Source organism: Pseudomonas fragi (genome assembly GCF_025426255.1).
In the GTDB taxonomy this organism is placed as follows: Bacteria; Pseudomonadota; Gammaproteobacteria; order Pseudomonadales; family Pseudomonadaceae; genus Aquipseudomonas; species Aquipseudomonas kulmbachensis.
Window position 1 is genome coordinate 248,995 of sequence record NZ_CP104861.1, and the last position, 16,179, is coordinate 265,173.

Sequence of the window (16,179 nt, forward strand, 5' to 3'; positions counted from 1 at the left end):
ATGGCCGCTGAAATGGCCCTGCCATTGCCCGGTAAAATGCCGCGCAAAGCTTCCAGAGCGGAACTCGGTGACCGCATTTTCGTGGTTGGCGGCAAACTCCTGTTATTGCTGCTGTTGAGCGTTGCGGTGCTGATGCCGTTGCTGGCGATCTTCTGGCGCGGTTTCAGTGCCGAAGACGGTCAGGGTGGCGGTTGGGTTGCTGCGCGGGAACTGGTCACCAGCGACAACTTCCACTGGCTGCTGGGTAATAGCCTTAAGGTTTCTCTTAGCGTGGCGGCGATTGTGGTACCGCTGGCGTACCTCTTTGCCTACGCCCTGCAACGCACCATGATCCCCGGCAAGCGTATCTGGCGCGGGCTGTCACTGCTGCCGCTGATGGCGCCGTCGATGTTGCCGGGTATCGCACTGGTGTACCTGTTCGGTAACCAGGGCATGTTGCGCGGGCTGATTTCGGACAATATCTACGGTTTCTGGGGCATTGTTCTCGGCGAAGCGATTTATACCTTCCCTCATGCCTTGATGATTTTGCTGTCGGCCCTGTCGCTGGCCGATGCACGCCTGTTTGATGCAGCTTCGAGCATGGGCGCCGGACCCTTCAAGGCGTTTCGCAGCATCACCTGGCCGGGCACCAAGCAAGCGGTATTCGCTGCGTTCTGTCTGGTGTTCACCCTGACCATCACCGACTTCGGCGTGCCCGTGGTGGTGGGGGGCGACTATCAAGTGCTAGCGCTGGAAGCCTACAAGGCCGTAGTCGGTCAGCAGCAATTCGGTCGCGGCGCCTTGATCGGCATGGTCCTGCTGCTGCCTGCACTGTTCAGCTTCGGCGTCGATGCCTGGTTGCGCCGCCAGCATGGTGATTCCATGAGCGGCCGTGCCCAGGTGTTCAAACCGGTGCCGTCTAAAGTGCGTGACCGCTGCTATCTGGCCATTGTGCTGTTGATTTGCGCCACCTTGCTGCTGGTATTCGGGATGGCGGTGTACTCATCGTTGGTCAAATTCTGGCCGTACAACCTGTCGTTGTCGCTTGCTCATTACCAGTTCAACGACACCGCAGGCGGTGGCTGGCTGGCCTATCGCAACAGCGTGACGATGGCGCTGTGTACCGCCTTGATCGGTAGCGCGGTGATCTTCACCGGTGCCTACCTGATGGAAAAGACCAGAAGCCAGAAAGGCCTCAACCTGGCCCTGCGCATGCTCAGTTTCGTGCCGATGGCCGTACCCGGTTTGGTACTGGGGCTGGGCTATGTGTTCTTTTTCAACCTGCCCGGCAACCCGCTGCACGTGCTCTACGGCACCATGACCCTGCTGGTGGTGTGCACCATTGCTCACTATTTGACCACCGCCCAAATGACCGCCACCACCGCACTGCGTCAGCTCGACGGCGAGTTTGAAGCCGCCGCACTGTCGCTGAAAGCGCCGCTTTATCGCCATTACTGGCGCGTCACCGTACCGATCTGCCTACCGGCGTTGCTGGACATCATCCGTTACCTGTTCGTCTCGGCGATGACCACCGTGTCGGCGGCAATCTTCCTCTACAGCCCCGACACCATCCTTGCTGCGGTGGCGGTGCTGAACATGGACGACGCCGGCAACGTTGGCGGTGCGGCGGCCATGTCGACCCTGATCCTGTTCACCTCGGCGGGTGTGTCCCTGCTCCTGGCCTGGGCTTCGCGCGGTTTGTTGCGCCGCTCCCAGGCCTGGCGCCAGGGCGCTCCTGCTCAATAACCCGTGCCCACACAACCCTGCCCCTACAACGAATAAAGGAACCGCACCATGTTCAAGCCGCTTGCTCTTGCCGCTGCTGTCCTCACCGCGTTTAGCTTTAATGCGTTTGCTGCCAAAACCGAGTTGACTGTGTACACGGCCCTGGAAGCCGAACAGCTCAAGACCTACAAGCAAGCCTTTGAAAAGGCCAACCCGGACGTAGAGATCAAGTGGGTGCGCGACTCCACGGGCATCATCACCGCCAAGCTGTTGGCTGAAAAAGCCCGTCCACAAGCCGATGCGGTATGGGGTTTGGCCGCTTCCAGCCTAGCGATTCTGGATCAGCAAGGCATGCTGCAAAGCTATGCGCCCAAGGATCTGGCCAAGATCGGCGCCAATTATCGCGATGCAGCCAATCCGCCCGCCTGGGTGGGGATGGACGTGTGGGCCGCGACCATTTGCTTCAATACCATCGAAGCCGAAAAGCAGGGTCTGACCAAGCCGGTGAGCTGGCAAGACCTGACCAAGCCCGAGTACAAGGGCAAGATCGTGATGCCCAACCCGGCTTCGTCCGGTACTGGTTTTCTGGACGTAAGCGCATGGCTGCAGACCTTCGGCGAGAAGCAGGGCTGGCAATTTATGGACGACCTGCACCAGAACATCGGCCAGTATGTTCACTCTGGTTCCAAGCCTTGCAAACTGGCGGCTGCGGGCGAATTCCCGATTGGTATTTCGTTTGAATACCCGGCTGTGCAGCTCAAGCGCCAGGGCGCACCGTTGGACATCGTGTTGCCAAAAGAAGGCCTGGGTTGGGAAATCGAAGCGACTGCGCTAATCAAGGGTTCGCCGCACGAAGAAGCGGCGAAAAAACTCGCTGACTTCTCCGCAAGCCCGGCGGCGATGGAGCTTTATAAAGAGAACTTCGCCGTCCTCGCTCAGCCTGGTATCGCCAAGCCGCAGACCGAACTGCCAGCGGATTACGAGCAGCGTCTGATCAAGAACGACTTTGCCTGGGCTTCGAAAAATCGCGACAGCATCCTGACCGAATGGCGCAAGCGCTATGACGGCAAGTCCGAGAAAGTGGCGCAGTAATTCTCGACGCTACGAATAAATCTGTGGGAGCGGGCTTGCTCGCGAAGCAACTGACGCGGTGCATCTGTTACACCGCAGCGATTCAAGCGCGAGCAGGCTCGCTCCCACAGGAGAGTAAGGTTGCCCTTCAGGACATCATTATGACTCAACCCATCCTTATCGTCGGTGCCGGCATCCTCGGCCTGTCCCACGCCTACGCCGCCGCAAAACGCGGGCTCAAGGTGCACGTCTTCGAGCGCACCGCCACGCCCTTGGGCGCCTCGGTGCGCAACTTTGGCCAAGCGCTGGTCACCGGCCAGCCACCGGGCGTGATGCTCGATCTGGCCCAGGCCAGCCGCAGCATTTGGGCTGACTGGGCGCAGCGCGCAGGCTTTGATCTCAAGCGCAATGGCTCGTACCTGTTCGCTCGCACCGAAGCCGAAGAGCACTTGCTCGAAGCCTTCTGCCAAGGCCGGGCGCAGGAATTTGGCTATCGCGCCGAACTGCTGCGCGGGGCGGCAATGGATACGCTGTATGGCGGCCAATTCAGCCATCACCGCGCTGCCTTGCACGGCTTGGACGATCAGCAGGTTTACTCACGGGAAGCTATCCCGGCGCTGATCGCTTGTCTGCAACGAGATTTGGGCGTCGAGTTTCATTTTTCGACCCTGGTGCGCGAGGTCGAGCCCGGCCAGGTCCACACGACGTCGGGCAGTTTCAAAGGCTCACAGGTGATTGTGTGCTCGGGGCATGATTACCTGACTTTGCTGGCTGAGCCACTGGCCAAACTTGACCCGCAGGTTTGCCGTCTGCAAATGCTGCGCGTGCGGCCCACGGTCGATTTGAAGCTGCGGCACGCGCTGCTGACCGGGCTGAGTTGTGTGCACTACGGGGCTTTTGCTGACTTGCCAGAAGCTGCGGCAGTACTGTCCGAAATTCAGCGCAACCACCCGAATCTGGATGAGCACGGTATTCACCTGCTGATCAGTCCCACGCCTTACGGTGATTTGATCGTCGGCGATTCTCACGATTACAGTCGTGATCCGTCGCCTTTCAACGGCGAACAGGTCGATAACTGGATGCTACAGCTATGCGAAGAAACCCTTGGCTGTGAAGTCCAAGTGGTCGAGCGCTGGCAGGGCGTCTATGGTGCAAAGGGGGCCAAACCCTTCACCTGGCTGGAGGTGGCGCCCGGCTTGAATGCGGCGCTGATGCACACCGGCGTGGGCATGAGCGTGGGCCCGGCGATGGCCGAGGGCAATATCGCCCGGATGCTGGAGGAGATGTGATGACACGCGCACAGCAAGTGGTTGAAGAGGTTTTTGGTTTGTATCAGCAATACGGCACTGACGATTACATCGGCGAGCCGGTGTCGCAAATTGAGCATATGTCCCAGGCCGCGCAGTTGGCGCTGAATGAGGGCTGTGACGACGAGGTGGTGTTGGCGGCGTTCTTTCACGATATTGGCCACTTCTGCGTCAATGATGCAAAGAACATGGATGGCTATGGGGTGGTCAGCCATGAGCAGGTAGGCGCCAGTTATTTGCTCCGCGCCGGGTTCAGCGAGCGGCTGGTCAAACTGGTGGAATACCACGTACAGGCCAAGCGCTACCTGACCTTGCGTCAGCCGGGGTATTACGATTTGCTGAGTGAAGCCAGCATTCGAACGCTGGGGTATCAGGGCGGGGTGATGAGCGAGGTTGAGGCGGATGCGTTCGAGCAAGACCCGCTGTGCCAGCTCAGCCTGCGCATGCGCATGTGGGACGAGCAGGCCAAGGAGGAGCATGTGCCGCTGATGGACCTGCAAATTCTCAAGGACAAGGCTGTGCGCCTGTTAGAGGCTTAAGCACCGCTCCCACAAAAAAGGTCAGATCTGCTGGGCCAACACCTCGATCTGCTCCTGGCGCTCAGCCTGACTCAACTTCGGATGCGGGTTAAGCGACGACCATTGCGGGTGCGCCCGGGCCTTGTTCAGGGCTTCAGGCAATTTGCCTTCGCGCCAGGTCTTGTCCTGCGGGGTGGCGACCTTGATGCTGTCCACCGCCGCATGCCCTCGCGCATTCAACGCATGCAGCAATTGCCGTTGGCGCAAGGCCAGCAGGCGCAGCACGCTGTCGTCCACGGTCAGTTCGCGCTGGCCCTTGAGCTTGCCCAACAAGCGACTGCCGTAGCTGCGTGCGGTTTGCAGTGCGCCACCGGCAATGGCCCCGGCCAGTGCGGCGGCGCCCAAGGTCAGGCCGCCGACCATCAAGTCCACACCCGCCCCGGCCGCCGCGCCTGCGGCAATCCCGCCTCCTAGCCGAACACCCAAGTGCTTGAGGGTTTCAGGGTTGAACAAGTCATCGCCCCAGCGTCCGTCGAGCAACGGCAAGTCGCTGGCGGCGGCGTCGCTGTTACGAAAACCATATAACTTGAGCATCGCTTCTACGCAGCGCTGCTCGCGTTGGCGGATGACTTCGCGCAGTTGTTGGGTCGCTTGCTGCTCGGCGATTTTTTCGCTGGCCACACTGCGTCGGCACGCAGCGCAGTCGATCAACAGTTCGGCGATCAAGCGCAGTGCACTGTGCTTGCGGGCTTCGCGCTGGGCCTCTTGATCGGTGATTAGTCGTTGCAGTGCCCCCCGTGAATGCTCCAGCAGCAGTGCCAGGCTTTCGTACAAACGGCGCTCGCCATCTTCGGGCGGGGCCACGCTGTCAAACCGTACCAGCGCATGCAAGCCGAGGCGGGCCAGAGCTTCGCGCCACTCGGGCTCGCGGTGCTGCGGGCTGCTGACAAAGTTGAGCACCGGCAGCAGCGGCTTGCCGCAACTGGCCAGCACACTGAGTTCGTCGCGGTATTTGGCCAGTACCGGTTCGCGGGCGTCGATCACATACAGCCCGGCATCCGAGGCCAGCAATTGGCGCAGCACCTTGGCTTCTTGCTCAAAGCGCTGGCGCGCCTCGCTGCCTTCGAGAAAGCGGGCCACCCGCGCTGGGCCATCAAGACGCTCGCCGGGGTGGTCGAGGCGCTCAAGATAATCGAGCAGGGCAATGGCATCTTCCAGCCCCGGTGTGTCGTACAGCTCCAGCAGTGGTTCGCCGTCTACCGACAGCCGCGCCCCTTCGACATGGCGCGTGGTGCTGGGGCGATGGGACACCTCGCCAAAGCCGACATCACGGGTCAGAGTACGCAGCAACGAGGTTTTACCGACATTGGTGTGGCCGACTACGGCCAGCGTCAGTGGTTTAGTCATGACCTGTCTCCAGCCAGTTCAACGGCGCGCTGGCTGCGAACGGTAGCCCGAGCTTTTCCAGCGCTGCGTGCCAATCACCCAGGCGGTCGGCATCCAGTGCCTGGCCGGGTGGGGCTTGTAGCAGCCAAATGCGGGTTTCGCGGGCACTGCGCGCCAGCTCGCCGATCAGCGCCAAGCTGCCGCGATCCGGCGAACGGCGCGGGTCGCAAGCGATGGCGAGCCTGGCAGGTGGGAAGCGGGTCATTTGCTCCAGCAGTTTTTGCCGGGATTCGCGGCTGTCGAGAATGCCCGCGTCCTTGACCGTGGCGGGCAACTTGGGTGGCCACGGGTGCTGGTCATCCAGCTCAATGGCCACAAGCAATGCGCCATCGGTGTGCAAATCGCTATGGCCCGCCTGCACGGTGTGCAATTGCTCGGGGGCTATGTCGTTGACGCCCAGACGTTCGCTGCTGGGCATCAGGCGCTCGCGCAGCTGGCTGTAGCCAGGCAGGTTAAGGTCCAGTTGCAGGGCGTTGCGCCCGCTTTTCCAGCGCCACAGGCACAAAGCTGCCAGTACCAGACGCGGGATCACGCCATAGATCAGCACCACGCCTACCAACCAGACGGCCCACGCCTGACGCACCAGTTCGTTGTTATAGAGGCGGGTGTCGTTGCTGATGCGGATCATCTCCACGGTCGGTACGCCAAAACCCAGCCAGTTGGGCAGGGCGCCGAGGGCACGGGTGGCGGCGACAAACACGTCGGCACCCAGGATCGTGGTTTCCCAGAGAAAGCCATAGCGGCGGGTGGCCATCAGCAACAGCATCATCACCAGCGCGCTGAGCATCGCCAGCAGCCACAGGCCATTGACCAGCGTGCCGAGTGCCCAGCGATTGAGTTTGCGCCGTTGCAGCAACAGCAATAGAGCCGGGGCCAATTGTGCGGCCTTGGCGTCACGGGCGAGCTTTTCGCTGAGCCACAACCATAGGCGGCCGAGGCTGGCACCGTGTTCACCGGCAAACAGCAGGCCCGTTGCCCAACTCAGCAGCAGTATGAGGTTGAGCCCGAGCAGGCTGCCCAGTGCCCAGAACACGTTGACCGGGGTTTGCCCGTCGCCCAAGGCAGCAAACGCAAGACCGGCGCCACTGATCACCGCCAGCACGGCCAATACCAGCAGCGCCAGTCGGGCACCTTGCAGCCAGTGCTGCATGGCACTGAGCAAACCGTCACGCTCGGCCAGCCACAGAGCGCGGTTTTGCAGGCGAGTGGACAAGTCACCGGCTGTGGTGCGAGCACGGCGATTGGCTTCAAGGTCGTCCAGCGGGCCTGCGTGTTCTTCGCGCAGGCGCACGGTTTCGGTCAACCAGAGGCGTTGTAATGGGGAAAGTTGAGTCACGCGACATTCCATTCAAGTGAGCCAAGAGCATAACCGCTGTTACGTCGGACGGGGTACTGCCGGCTCGGGTTGCTCTGGTATCCTCGCCGGCATGAAAAAATCACTCCCCCTTAGCCTGATCGCGGCACTCGCTGAAAACCGCGTGATCGGCGTCGACAACAGCATGCCGTGGCATTTGCCTGCGGATTTCAAATATTTCAAGGCCACTACCTTGGGCAAGCCGATCATCATGGGTCGTAAAACCTGGGATTCGTTGGGCCGCCCGTTGCCGGGTCGTTTGAACCTGGTGGTCAGCCGTCAGACCGGTTTGCAGCTCGAAGGTGCCGAGGTGTTTGCATCGCTGGACGCTGCGGTTGAGCGCGCCGAGACATGGGCAGCCGAGCAGGGCGTCAGTGAAGTGATGTTGATTGGCGGTGCGCAGCTGTACACCCAGGGGCTGGCGGATGCCGACCGTTTGTACCTGACGCGGGTGGGCCTGAGCCCGGAAGGCGATGCCTGGTTCCCTGAGTTTGATCAGGCGCAGTGGAAGTTGGTATCAGAAGAGCTGCACGGGGCGGCGGATGGCAAGCCGGCGTTCAGCTTTGAAGTGTGGGAAAGGGCTTAAAGGCAAGCCATTACTCTGTGGGAGCGGGCTTGCTCGCGATTGCATCACCGCGTTGGTACAGACAAACCGCGTTGCCTGAATCGCGAGCAAGCCCGCTCCCACATGAGTGGGCGCGGGGTCAGTCAGGTATTAAGCGTGCGCCAGATCACCGTGATCGTCTTCAGCCAAAATGGCCTTGTCGGTCTGGTTCAGAATCTGACTGGTCACCGTACCGGCCACCATTGAACCGCTGACGTTCAGCGCCGTACGGCCCATGTCGATCAACGGCTCGACCGAAATCAGCAACGCCACCAGCGACACTGGCAAGCCCATCGCAGGCAGCACGATCAGTGCGGCGAAGGTTGCACCACCGCCCACACCTGCCACGCCCACCGAGCTCAAGGTCACAATCGCTACCAGCGATGCGATCCACATCGGGTCCAGCGGGTTGATGCCCACGGTCGGGGCAACCATCACCGCCAGCATTGCCGGGTACAAACCGGCACAGCCGTTCTGGCCAATGGTGGCGCCAAACGAGGCCGCAAAGCTGGCAATGGAAGACGGAATCCCCAGACGGCGGGTTTGTGCTTCGATGCTCAGCGGAATGCTGGCGGCGCTGGAGCGGCTGGTGAAGGCAAAGGTCAGTACCGGCCAAACCTTGCGGAAAAAGCGCAGCGGGTTAACCCCGGAAACCGACACGATCACACCGTGAATCACGAACATCAGCGCCAGGCCGATGTAGGACACCACCACAAAACTACCGAGCTTGATGATGTCTTGCAGGTTGGACATGGCAACCACTTTGGTCATCAGGGCCAGTACACCGTATGGGGTCAGCTTCATGACCAGACGTACCAGACGCATTACCCAGGCTTGCAGGGTGTCGATGGCGCTGAGGATCTTGCCGCCTTTTTCCGGCTCGTCCTTGAACAGTTGCAGTGCGGCTATACCCAGGAATGCAGCGAAAATCACCACGCTGATGATCGACGTTGGCTTGGCTCGGGCCAAATCGGCAAACGGGTTTTGCGGGATAAACGACAGCAGCAGTTGCGGCACATTCAGGTCTGAAACCTTACCCGCGTAGTCGCTCTGGATCACTTGCAAGCGGCTCATTTCCGCTGCGCCCGCGACCAGGCCATCGGCGGTCAGGCCAAACAGGTTGGTCAGGCCGATACCTACCAGCGCCGCGATCATGGTGGTGAACAGCAGCGTGCCGATGGTCAGGAAGCTGATCTTGCCCAGGGACGAGGCATTATGCAGACGGGCTACAGCGCTGAGGATCGAGGCGAATACCAACGGGATCACGATCATTTGCAACAGTTGCACGTAGCCGCTGCCGACCAGATCGAACCAGCCGATCGAGGTTTTCAGGGTCGGGCTGTCTGCGCCGTAGGTCATGTGCAGGCACAGGCCGAAGACCACGCCGAGAACCAGTGCCAGCAAGACTTTTTTCGCCAGGCTCCACGCGGTATGGCGGGTCAGCGACAAGCCGAACAGCAACGCGAGGAACACCAGCAGATTGAGGATCAGCGGGAAATTCATGAAAGCTCCGAGGGACGACTTGTACCAGTCTTGGGATGTAACAATTTCGAACCGGAAATGCTAACAGGTTGATATATCTACAAATATACCGATGTGGAATGACTACCTTGGATTTTGGAATAAGGCGCGTGGCGCATTCAAGACGCTGGCGGTCGCGCCCAGATTAAAACTGTCACACAGGTTTGTTAGCTTCGATGCCTTTGACGTGGAGCATAGCTGATGAAACTGACCGCCAAGTTGATCGCTGCAACCCTGTGCCTGGGCCTTACGGGCCAAGCGTTGGCCACAGAATTGAAACACTGGCCCGCTGACCAGGCCAAGCAGCTGGAGGCCATGATCGCCGCCAATGCGAACAAGGGCAACTTTGCGGTCTTTGACATGGACAACACCAGCTATCGCAACGATCTGGAAGAGGCCTTGCTGCCTTATATGGAAAACAAGGGCCTGATCACCCGCGACAGCCTCGACCCGTCACTCAAGCTGATCCCGTTCAAAGACACTGCCGAGCACAAGGAAAGCCTGTTCAGTTACTACTATCGCCTGTGCGAAGTCGACGACATGGTCTGCTATCCGTGGGTGGCCCAAGTGTTTTCCGGTTTTACCCTGCAAGAGCTCAAGGGTTATGTGGACGAGTTGATGGCGTCGGGCAAGCCAGTACCGGTCACTTACTTCGAGGGTGATGTGGTCAAGACCTCCGAGATTCAGCCGCCCAAGGTGTTTACCGGTCAGGTCGAGCTGTTCAACAAGCTGATGGAGAACGGCATCGAGGTCTACGTGATGACCGCTGCCTCGGAAGAATTGGTGCGCATGGTCGCGGCCGATCCCAAGTACGGCTACAACGTCAAACCGCAGAACGTGATTGGCGTGAGCACATTGCTTAAAGACCGTAAAACCGGTGAACTGACCACGGCGCGCAAACAGATAAGCGCCGGTACTTACAATGAAAAAGCCAACCTGGGGCTGGAACTGACGCCGTATCTATGGACCCCGGCGACTTGGATGGCGGGCAAGCAGGCGGCGATCCTGACCTATATCGATCAGTGGAAAAAACCGGTGCTGGTGGGTGGCGATACACCGTCCAGTGATGGCTACATGCTGTTCCACGGTGTAGACGTGGCCAAGGGCGGGGTGCACCTGTGGATCAACCGCAAGGACAAATACATGGCGCAGTTGGAAGGCATGATGGCCAAGAACGCGGCGGCGCAGGCCAAGGAAGGTTTGCCGGTGACGGCGGACAAGAATTGGGTGATCGTCAAGCCTGATCAGATCCAGTAATTCCTGTGGGAGCGGGCAAGCCCGCTCCCACAAGGGCGGTTATGTTGCCCATAAAAAATCCCGGCACATGGCCGGGATTTTTTTTGCTCAGCGTATTGGCTTATGGCACCAATTTGTCCAGCAGTGCTTTATCACGCACCGCGCCCTTGTCGGCGCTGGTGGCCAGCAAGGCGTAGGCCTTGAGGGCGGTGGTGACTTTGCGCGGACGCACTTCTACCGGTTTCCAGCCTTTCTTGTCTTGCGCGGCACGGCGAGCGGCCATCTCTTCGTCGCTGATCAACAGGTTGATCGAGCGGTTAGGAATGTCGATCAGCACTTTGTCGCCGTCCTGCACCAGACCAATCGCGCCGCCAGCAGCCGCTTCCGGCGAAGCGTGGCCGATGGACAGGCCGGAGGTACCACCCGAGAAGCGACCATCGGTGAGCAAGGCGCAAGCTTTGCCCAGGCCTTTGGATTTCAGGTAGGAAGTCGGGTAGAGCATTTCTTGCATGCCCGGGCCGCCTTTCGGGCCTTCGTAACGGATGATCACGATGTCACCGGCTTTCACTTCGTCAGCCAGAATGCCGCGTACGGCGCTGTCCTGGCTTTCGAAAATCTTGGCATTACCTTCAAACACGTGGATCGATTCGTCGACACCAGCGGTTTTGACTACGCAGCCATCCAGCGCGATGTTGCCGTACAGCACGGCCAGGCCGCCTTCTTGCGAGTAGGCATGCTCAACGCTACGGATGCAGCCGTGTTCACGGTCGTCGTCCAGGGTTTCCCAGCGGGTCGACTGGCTGAACGCGGTTTGCGTCGGGATACCGGCCGGACCGGCCTTGAAAAAGGTGTGCACGGCTTCGTCGTCAGTCTGGGTGATGTCCCATTTGGCGATGCCTTCGGCCAGGGTCTTGCTGTGTACCGTCGGCAGGTCGGTGTGCAACAAGCCGCCACGGGCCAGCGAGCCGAGGATGGAGAAAATGCCGCCAGCGCGGTGCACGTCTTCCATGTGGTACTTCTGAATGTTCGGCGCCACTTTGCACAGCTGCGGCACGTGGCGGGACAGACGGTCGATGTCTTTAAGGTCGAAGTCGATTTCGGCCTCTTGGGCCGCGGCCAGCAAGTGCAGGATGGTGTTGGTCGAACCGCCCATGGCGATGTCCAGCGTCATGGCGTTTTCGAACGCCTTGAAGTTGGCGATATTGCGCGGCAATACCGACTCGTCGTTCTCGACGTAGTACTGGCGGCACAGGTCGACAATGGTGCGGCCGGCTTGCAGGAACAACTGCTCGCGGTCGCTGTGGGTCGCCAGTGCCGAGCCGTTACCCGGCAGGGCCAGGCCCAGGGCTTCGGTCAGGCAGTTCATCGAGTTGGCGGTGAACATGCCGGAGCACGAACCGCAGGTCGGGCAAGCGCTGCGCTCGTACTCGGCAACCTTCTCGTCAGAAGCGCTGGAGTCGGCGGCGATGACCATGGCGTCTACCAGGTCCAGGCCGTGGCTGGCGAGCTTGGTTTTGCCCGCTTCCATTGGCCCGCCCGAAACGAAAATCACCGGGATGTTGAGGCGCAACGAGGCCATCAGCATGCCTGGGGTGATCTTGTCGCAGTTGGAGATGCACACAATGGCGTCGGCGCAGTGGGCGTTGACCATGTACTCCACGGAGTCGGCGATGATCTCGCGGCTCGGCAGCGAATACAGCATGCCGTCATGGCCCATGGCGATGCCGTCGTCTACGGCAATGGTGTTGAATTCCTTGGCAACGCCGCCAGCGCGTTCGATCTCGCGGGCAACCAGCTGGCCCATGTCTTTCAGATGGACGTGGCCGGGTACGAACTGGGTAAAGGAGTTGGCAATGGCGATGATCGGCTTCTTGAAGTCGGCATCTTTCATCCCCGTGGCGCGCCACAAAGCGCGGGCACCGGCCATGTTGCGGCCGTGGGTGGAGGTTTTCGAACGATAGTCAGGCATGGAGCAACTCCGGGCGGCTAATCAGGTAACAAACAGGGAAGTGAGCTTCTAATGACTGACGGATCACACAGAAAATGACTACGTAACCGCTAGCTGCCGTGAACGCTGCGGGATCGCCGCGCGCCTGGGCCTGAGCTCATAAACCCGCCGGGGATGATTGGCGATGAATACGTCGATTCTACACGGCTGGCGGGCGGAGGGAATGGGCCTGTAGGTTGCTCCAGGGTTGTTTGCAGTAATGGGTATCTAGGCGTTCAAGGCTTTCAAGTTATAAAGTGCAGGAATGATTCTTGAATGGGCTCTGTGAATGCTAACCCTCAATCGTACTGTCAAAACATATCTGGCCATCGGCCTGGTGCAGGGGCTAGTGCTGTGGCTGGCGACTTCCATGGGCGATACCGGGGTGAGGTATGCGCTGATAACGGCGGTGCTGGTGGGCGGTATCAACCTGTTGCTGCTGGGTGAGAACATCCGCCAACGCGGCGTTGCATGGTTGGTGCTTGGGCTCACGGCAGTGATGGCGGCGATCAGTGGCTGGGTGTTTTTGGACGGCGATGAGTATTGGCGCGCCGGTAGTTGGCTGGTGGGTAGCTGGAGCTTCTTTGGCGTAGTGATTACCTACGTGTGCACGGTGTTTATCCTGAGCTGGCCGACCCGCGAAGGGCGCTTCCCGCGCTACGAAGATCTGTTTCGCCATGCTTGGGATACCGTATTTATCGTCTTGCTGGGCGTGCTGTTGAACGCAGTGTTTTGGGCGTTGCTGTTGCTGTGGGGCGGGTTGTTCAAGATGCTCGGGATAGTGGCGCTGAACAAGCTGTTCTCAACCGACGGGTTTATATGCGTCAGCTTGGCGATGGTGTTTGCCCTGGGCGTGCATATGGGCCGTGAAAAGGATCGGGTCATCGGTCTGTTGCGCGGGATTTTGCTGGCGCTGTGCCGCTTCCTGCTGCCGTTGAGTGCGCTGATTGTCATTGTGTTCAGCTTTGCCTTGCCCTTTACCGGGCTGGAACCGATCTGGGACACCGGTTATTCGACGCCGATCATGCTGTGGCTGGTGGCGGTCAATCTGTTTTTGCTCAATGGGGTGTTTCAGGACGGGACCCAGGGCAGCGGTTATCCAACCTGGCTGGTACGGGTGATTGACCTGTGCCTGCTGTGTTTGCCGGTGCTGGTGGTATTGGCGGGGTATTCAACCTGGCTGCGCATTGAGCAGTACGGCCTGACGCCGTCGCGGGTTCTGGCCATGCTGCTGGTGTTGGTGATTTTTGTTCACAGTATGGCGGCGCTTTGGGCGGTGCTTGTTCCGCAGCCGGTCTGGCTGGGCAGGTTGCGCCTCAGCAACCCGCTGATTGCGTTGCTGTGTGTGGCGCTGTTGCTGGCGATTCATACGCCGTGGTTCAGTCCGTTACAACTGAGTGCGAACAATCAGGTACAGCGCGTGCTCAGCGGCAAGACGCCGGTAGACACCTTTGATGCAGACACATTGCGCAATCGTCTGGGGCCACAAGGTAAGCAGGCGTACGAGGCTTTATTGGCGCAAGTCGAGCAGGGGCTGGTGTTGACCGAGCCTGGACGAGAAGTGTTGTTGAGGCGTCTCAAGGAAGTGAGCACGGGCAACGGTCCTCGAGAGTCAGACCGGCTGCTGGAATGGATCGGTCCCAAGGTCGAGGGCAGCGAGCAGTTTGACGCGCAGGAAATTGGTGGGCCGTCTTGCTGGGCTCCGGGTTGCGCGCTATGGGCTGTGGATCTGGATCAGGACGGGCAGGTTGAGGTGCTGCAATTGCCCAAGAACAAATGGTCTGAGCCTCTGAGCTTTTACACGCGCGACACACAAGGTAAATGGCGGCGAGCCGGTACCTATGCTGGCGATGAAAGCGCGTTAGCGCTGATTGAGCAAATACGCCAGGGCAACGTGAAAGTGGTGAAACCACGTTATCAATCGCTGCAGATTGGCGGAGTGGAGCTGAGCCCGAAGCTGGAGAAACCTCAAAAGCCCTGAATACTCTGTAGCCGCTGCCGAGGAACGAAGGCTGCGTTCGATTGCGAAGCGATCGTGAAATCAGAATATGCGGTTTAGCAGCTAGACCGGGGGCTCAGATTTTACGATCGCTTCGCAATCGAACGCAGCCTCGTTCCTACGGCAGCTGCTACGGGGCGATGTCCGTCTTAGCTGTTAGGCAGCAAACGGCAAGTGATGCTCTTGATGTAGCGGGTTTCAGCGATTGCTGGGTGAACCGGATGATCCGGGCCCTGGCCGCCGCGCTCCAGCAACTGCATGTTGCGGTCCAGATGACGGGCGCTGGTCAGCAGGATGTTTTGCAGGTCGTCTTCGGGCAAGTGCATGGAGCACGAAGCGCTGACCAGAATCCCGTCCTTGTTCAGCAGGCGCATGGCTTGCTCATTCAGGCGACGGTAAGCGCCTTCGCCGTTTTTCAGGTCTTTTTTGCGTTTGATGAAGGCCGGAGGATCGGCCACGATCACGTCGAAACGCTCTTCGTTGGCTTTAAGTTCCTTGAGGGCTTCAAACACGTCGCCTTCCATGCAGGTAACTTTCTCGGCAAAGCCGTTCAGCGCAGCGTTACGCTCAACACCATCGAGGGCAAAGGAGGAGGCGTCGACGCAGAACACTTCGCTGGCACCAAACGCTGCGGCTTGAATGCCCCAGCCACCGATGTAGCTGTACAAGTCCAGTACGCGCTTGCCCTGAACGTACGGGGCCAGGCGTGCGCGGTTCATGCGGTGGTCGTAGAACCAGCCGGTTTTCTGCCCGCCAATAACTGGCGCTTCGAACTTCACGCCGTTCTCTTCCAGCGATACCCACTCCGGCACCAGGCCAAAGACGGTTTCGACATAACGCTCAAGGCCTTCGGCATCACGGGCAGCCGAATCGTTCTTGAACAAGATGCCGCTTGGCTTGATGACTTGCACCAGTGCCGCGATCACGTCGTCTTTATGCTGTTCCATGGTGGCCGAGGCCAGCTGAACCACCAGAATGTCGCCGAAACGATCAACCACCAGGCCCGGCAGCAGGTCGGAATCGCCGAATACCAAGCGGTAGTAAGGCTTGTCGAACAGGCGTTCGCGCAGGGACAGGGCCACATTCAGGCGGTGAACCAGCAGCGATTTATCCAGTGGCAGCTTGATGTCGCGCGACAGCAAACGGGCGCAGATCAGGTTGTTGGGGCTCATGGCAACGATGCCCAGCGGCTTGCCGCCGGCGGTTTCGAGTACCGCTTGGTCGCCGGCCTTAAAACCGTTAAGCGGTGTGGCGGCTACATCGATTTCGTTGCTGTAGACCCACAAGTGGCCGGCGCGCAGGCGTCGATCGGCATTGGCTTTAAGGCGCAGGCTTGGCAGGGACATGACGTCGCTCCGGGTATTGAAAAGGGCGCGATTATAGCCCTAGACATAACCTTGAGGCTTGGCTGATTCACCGCATTGCGTCGGAT

At 59.8% G+C, this 16,179-nt stretch carries 12 protein-coding genes; 7 read left to right on the top strand and 5 right to left on the bottom strand.

The window, feature by feature from the left end; translation table 11 throughout:
- From N7D90_RS01245 to N7D90_RS01260, 4 genes are all read left to right on the top strand, one after another.
- On the top strand, positions 1–1,725 hold the full coding sequence (locus tag N7D90_RS01245; RefSeq protein WP_261740535.1) for a putative 2-aminoethylphosphonate ABC transporter permease subunit: 1,725 nt from the start codon (positions 1–3) through the stop codon (positions 1,723–1,725).
- A 48-nt stretch (positions 1,726–1,773) separates the two neighbouring features.
- A complete protein-coding gene (locus N7D90_RS01250; RefSeq protein WP_261740536.1) occupies positions 1,774–2,796 on the top strand; it encodes a putative 2-aminoethylphosphonate ABC transporter substrate-binding protein in 1,023 nt (340 codons plus the stop codon).
- Between the two features lie 140 nt (positions 2,797–2,936).
- Positions 2,937–4,064: a TIGR03364 family FAD-dependent oxidoreductase gene (locus N7D90_RS01255; RefSeq protein ID WP_261740537.1), complete on the top strand. Its 1,128-nt coding sequence runs from the start codon at positions 2,937–2,939 to the stop codon at positions 4,062–4,064.
- Positions 4,064–4,621, top strand: coding sequence for a phosphonate degradation HD-domain oxygenase (locus N7D90_RS01260; protein ID WP_261740538.1), 558 nt, complete (start codon positions 4,064–4,066; stop codon positions 4,619–4,621). Before N7D90_RS01255 ends, N7D90_RS01260 begins: the two co-directional genes overlap by 1 nt.
- A 21-nt stretch (positions 4,622–4,642) precedes the next feature.
- Here the strand turns inward: N7D90_RS01260 and N7D90_RS01265 are convergent, their stop codons facing one another.
- Together N7D90_RS01265 and N7D90_RS01270 are read right to left on the bottom strand one after the other, a co-directional pair.
- Entirely contained in the window at positions 4,643–6,007 is a 1,365-nt protein-coding gene (locus N7D90_RS01265) for a GTPase/DUF3482 domain-containing protein (protein WP_261740539.1), read from the bottom strand.
- Positions 6,000–7,382 (bottom strand): DUF2868 domain-containing protein, encoded by a 1,383-nt coding sequence (locus tag N7D90_RS01270; RefSeq protein ID WP_261740540.1) that lies wholly within the window; start codon positions 7,380–7,382, stop codon positions 6,000–6,002. The genes N7D90_RS01265 and N7D90_RS01270 overlap by 8 nt, the downstream gene beginning before the upstream one ends.
- Positions 7,383–7,473: 91 nt before the next feature.
- On the opposite strand from N7D90_RS01270, the gene N7D90_RS01275 reads away from it, so the two are divergent.
- A complete protein-coding gene (locus N7D90_RS01275; protein ID WP_261740541.1) occupies positions 7,474–7,986 on the top strand; it encodes a dihydrofolate reductase in 513 nt (170 codons plus the stop codon).
- A gap of 129 nt (positions 7,987–8,115) precedes the next feature.
- On the opposite strand, the gene N7D90_RS01280 is transcribed toward N7D90_RS01275, so the two are convergent.
- Positions 8,116–9,507 carry an L-cystine transporter gene (locus N7D90_RS01280; protein WP_261740542.1) on the bottom strand — a complete coding sequence of 464 codons (1,392 nt, stop codon included), beginning with the start codon at positions 9,505–9,507 and terminating at the stop codon, positions 8,116–8,118.
- Between the two features lie 219 nt (positions 9,508–9,726).
- Between N7D90_RS01280 and N7D90_RS01285 the strand changes: the two genes are divergently transcribed.
- Entirely contained in the window at positions 9,727–10,782 is a 1,056-nt protein-coding gene (locus N7D90_RS01285; RefSeq protein WP_261740543.1) for a haloacid dehalogenase-like hydrolase, read from the top strand.
- Between the two features lie 100 nt (positions 10,783–10,882).
- On the opposite strand, the gene ilvD is transcribed toward N7D90_RS01285, so the two are convergent.
- Positions 10,883–12,730, bottom strand: coding sequence for a dihydroxy-acid dehydratase (ilvD, locus tag N7D90_RS01290; protein ID WP_261740544.1), 1,848 nt, complete (start codon positions 12,728–12,730; stop codon positions 10,883–10,885).
- A gap of 307 nt (positions 12,731–13,037) precedes the next feature.
- Here ilvD and N7D90_RS01295 point away from each other — a divergent pair, with 307 nt between their 5' ends.
- Positions 13,038–14,729, top strand: coding sequence for a DUF4153 domain-containing protein (locus tag N7D90_RS01295; RefSeq protein ID WP_261740545.1), 1,692 nt, complete (start codon positions 13,038–13,040; stop codon positions 14,727–14,729).
- Between the two features lie 167 nt (positions 14,730–14,896).
- Here the strand turns inward: N7D90_RS01295 and N7D90_RS01300 are convergent, their stop codons facing one another.
- Positions 14,897–16,093, bottom strand: coding sequence for a class I SAM-dependent rRNA methyltransferase (locus N7D90_RS01300; RefSeq protein ID WP_261740546.1), 1,197 nt, complete (start codon positions 16,091–16,093; stop codon positions 14,897–14,899).
- Between the last annotated feature and the right edge of the window lie 86 nt (positions 16,094–16,179).

Coding starts and splice junctions, on each gene's coding strand:
- N7D90_RS01295 (WP_261740545.1), top strand. CDS start 13,038: ATGCTAACCCTCAATCGTACTGTCAAAACATATCTGGCCATCGGCCTG.
- N7D90_RS01255 (WP_261740537.1), top strand. CDS start 2,937: ATGACTCAACCCATCCTTATCGTCGGTGCCGGCATCCTCGGCCTGTCC.
- N7D90_RS01245 (WP_261740535.1), top strand. CDS start 1: ATGGCCGCTGAAATGGCCCTGCCATTGCCCGGTAAAATGCCGCGCAAA.
- N7D90_RS01280 (WP_261740542.1), bottom strand. CDS start 9,507: ATGAATTTCCCGCTGATCCTCAATCTGCTGGTGTTCCTCGCGTTGCTG.
- N7D90_RS01285 (WP_261740543.1), top strand. CDS start 9,727: ATGAAACTGACCGCCAAGTTGATCGCTGCAACCCTGTGCCTGGGCCTT.
- N7D90_RS01275 (WP_261740541.1), top strand. CDS start 7,474: ATGAAAAAATCACTCCCCCTTAGCCTGATCGCGGCACTCGCTGAAAAC.
- N7D90_RS01260 (WP_261740538.1), top strand. CDS start 4,064: ATGACACGCGCACAGCAAGTGGTTGAAGAGGTTTTTGGTTTGTATCAG.
- N7D90_RS01250 (WP_261740536.1), top strand. CDS start 1,774: ATGTTCAAGCCGCTTGCTCTTGCCGCTGCTGTCCTCACCGCGTTTAGC.
- ilvD (WP_261740544.1), bottom strand. CDS start 12,730: ATGCCTGACTATCGTTCGAAAACCTCCACCCACGGCCGCAACATGGCC.
- N7D90_RS01265 (WP_261740539.1), bottom strand. CDS start 6,007: ATGACTAAACCACTGACGCTGGCCGTAGTCGGCCACACCAATGTCGGT.
- N7D90_RS01300 (WP_261740546.1), bottom strand. CDS start 16,093: ATGTCCCTGCCAAGCCTGCGCCTTAAAGCCAATGCCGATCGACGCCTG.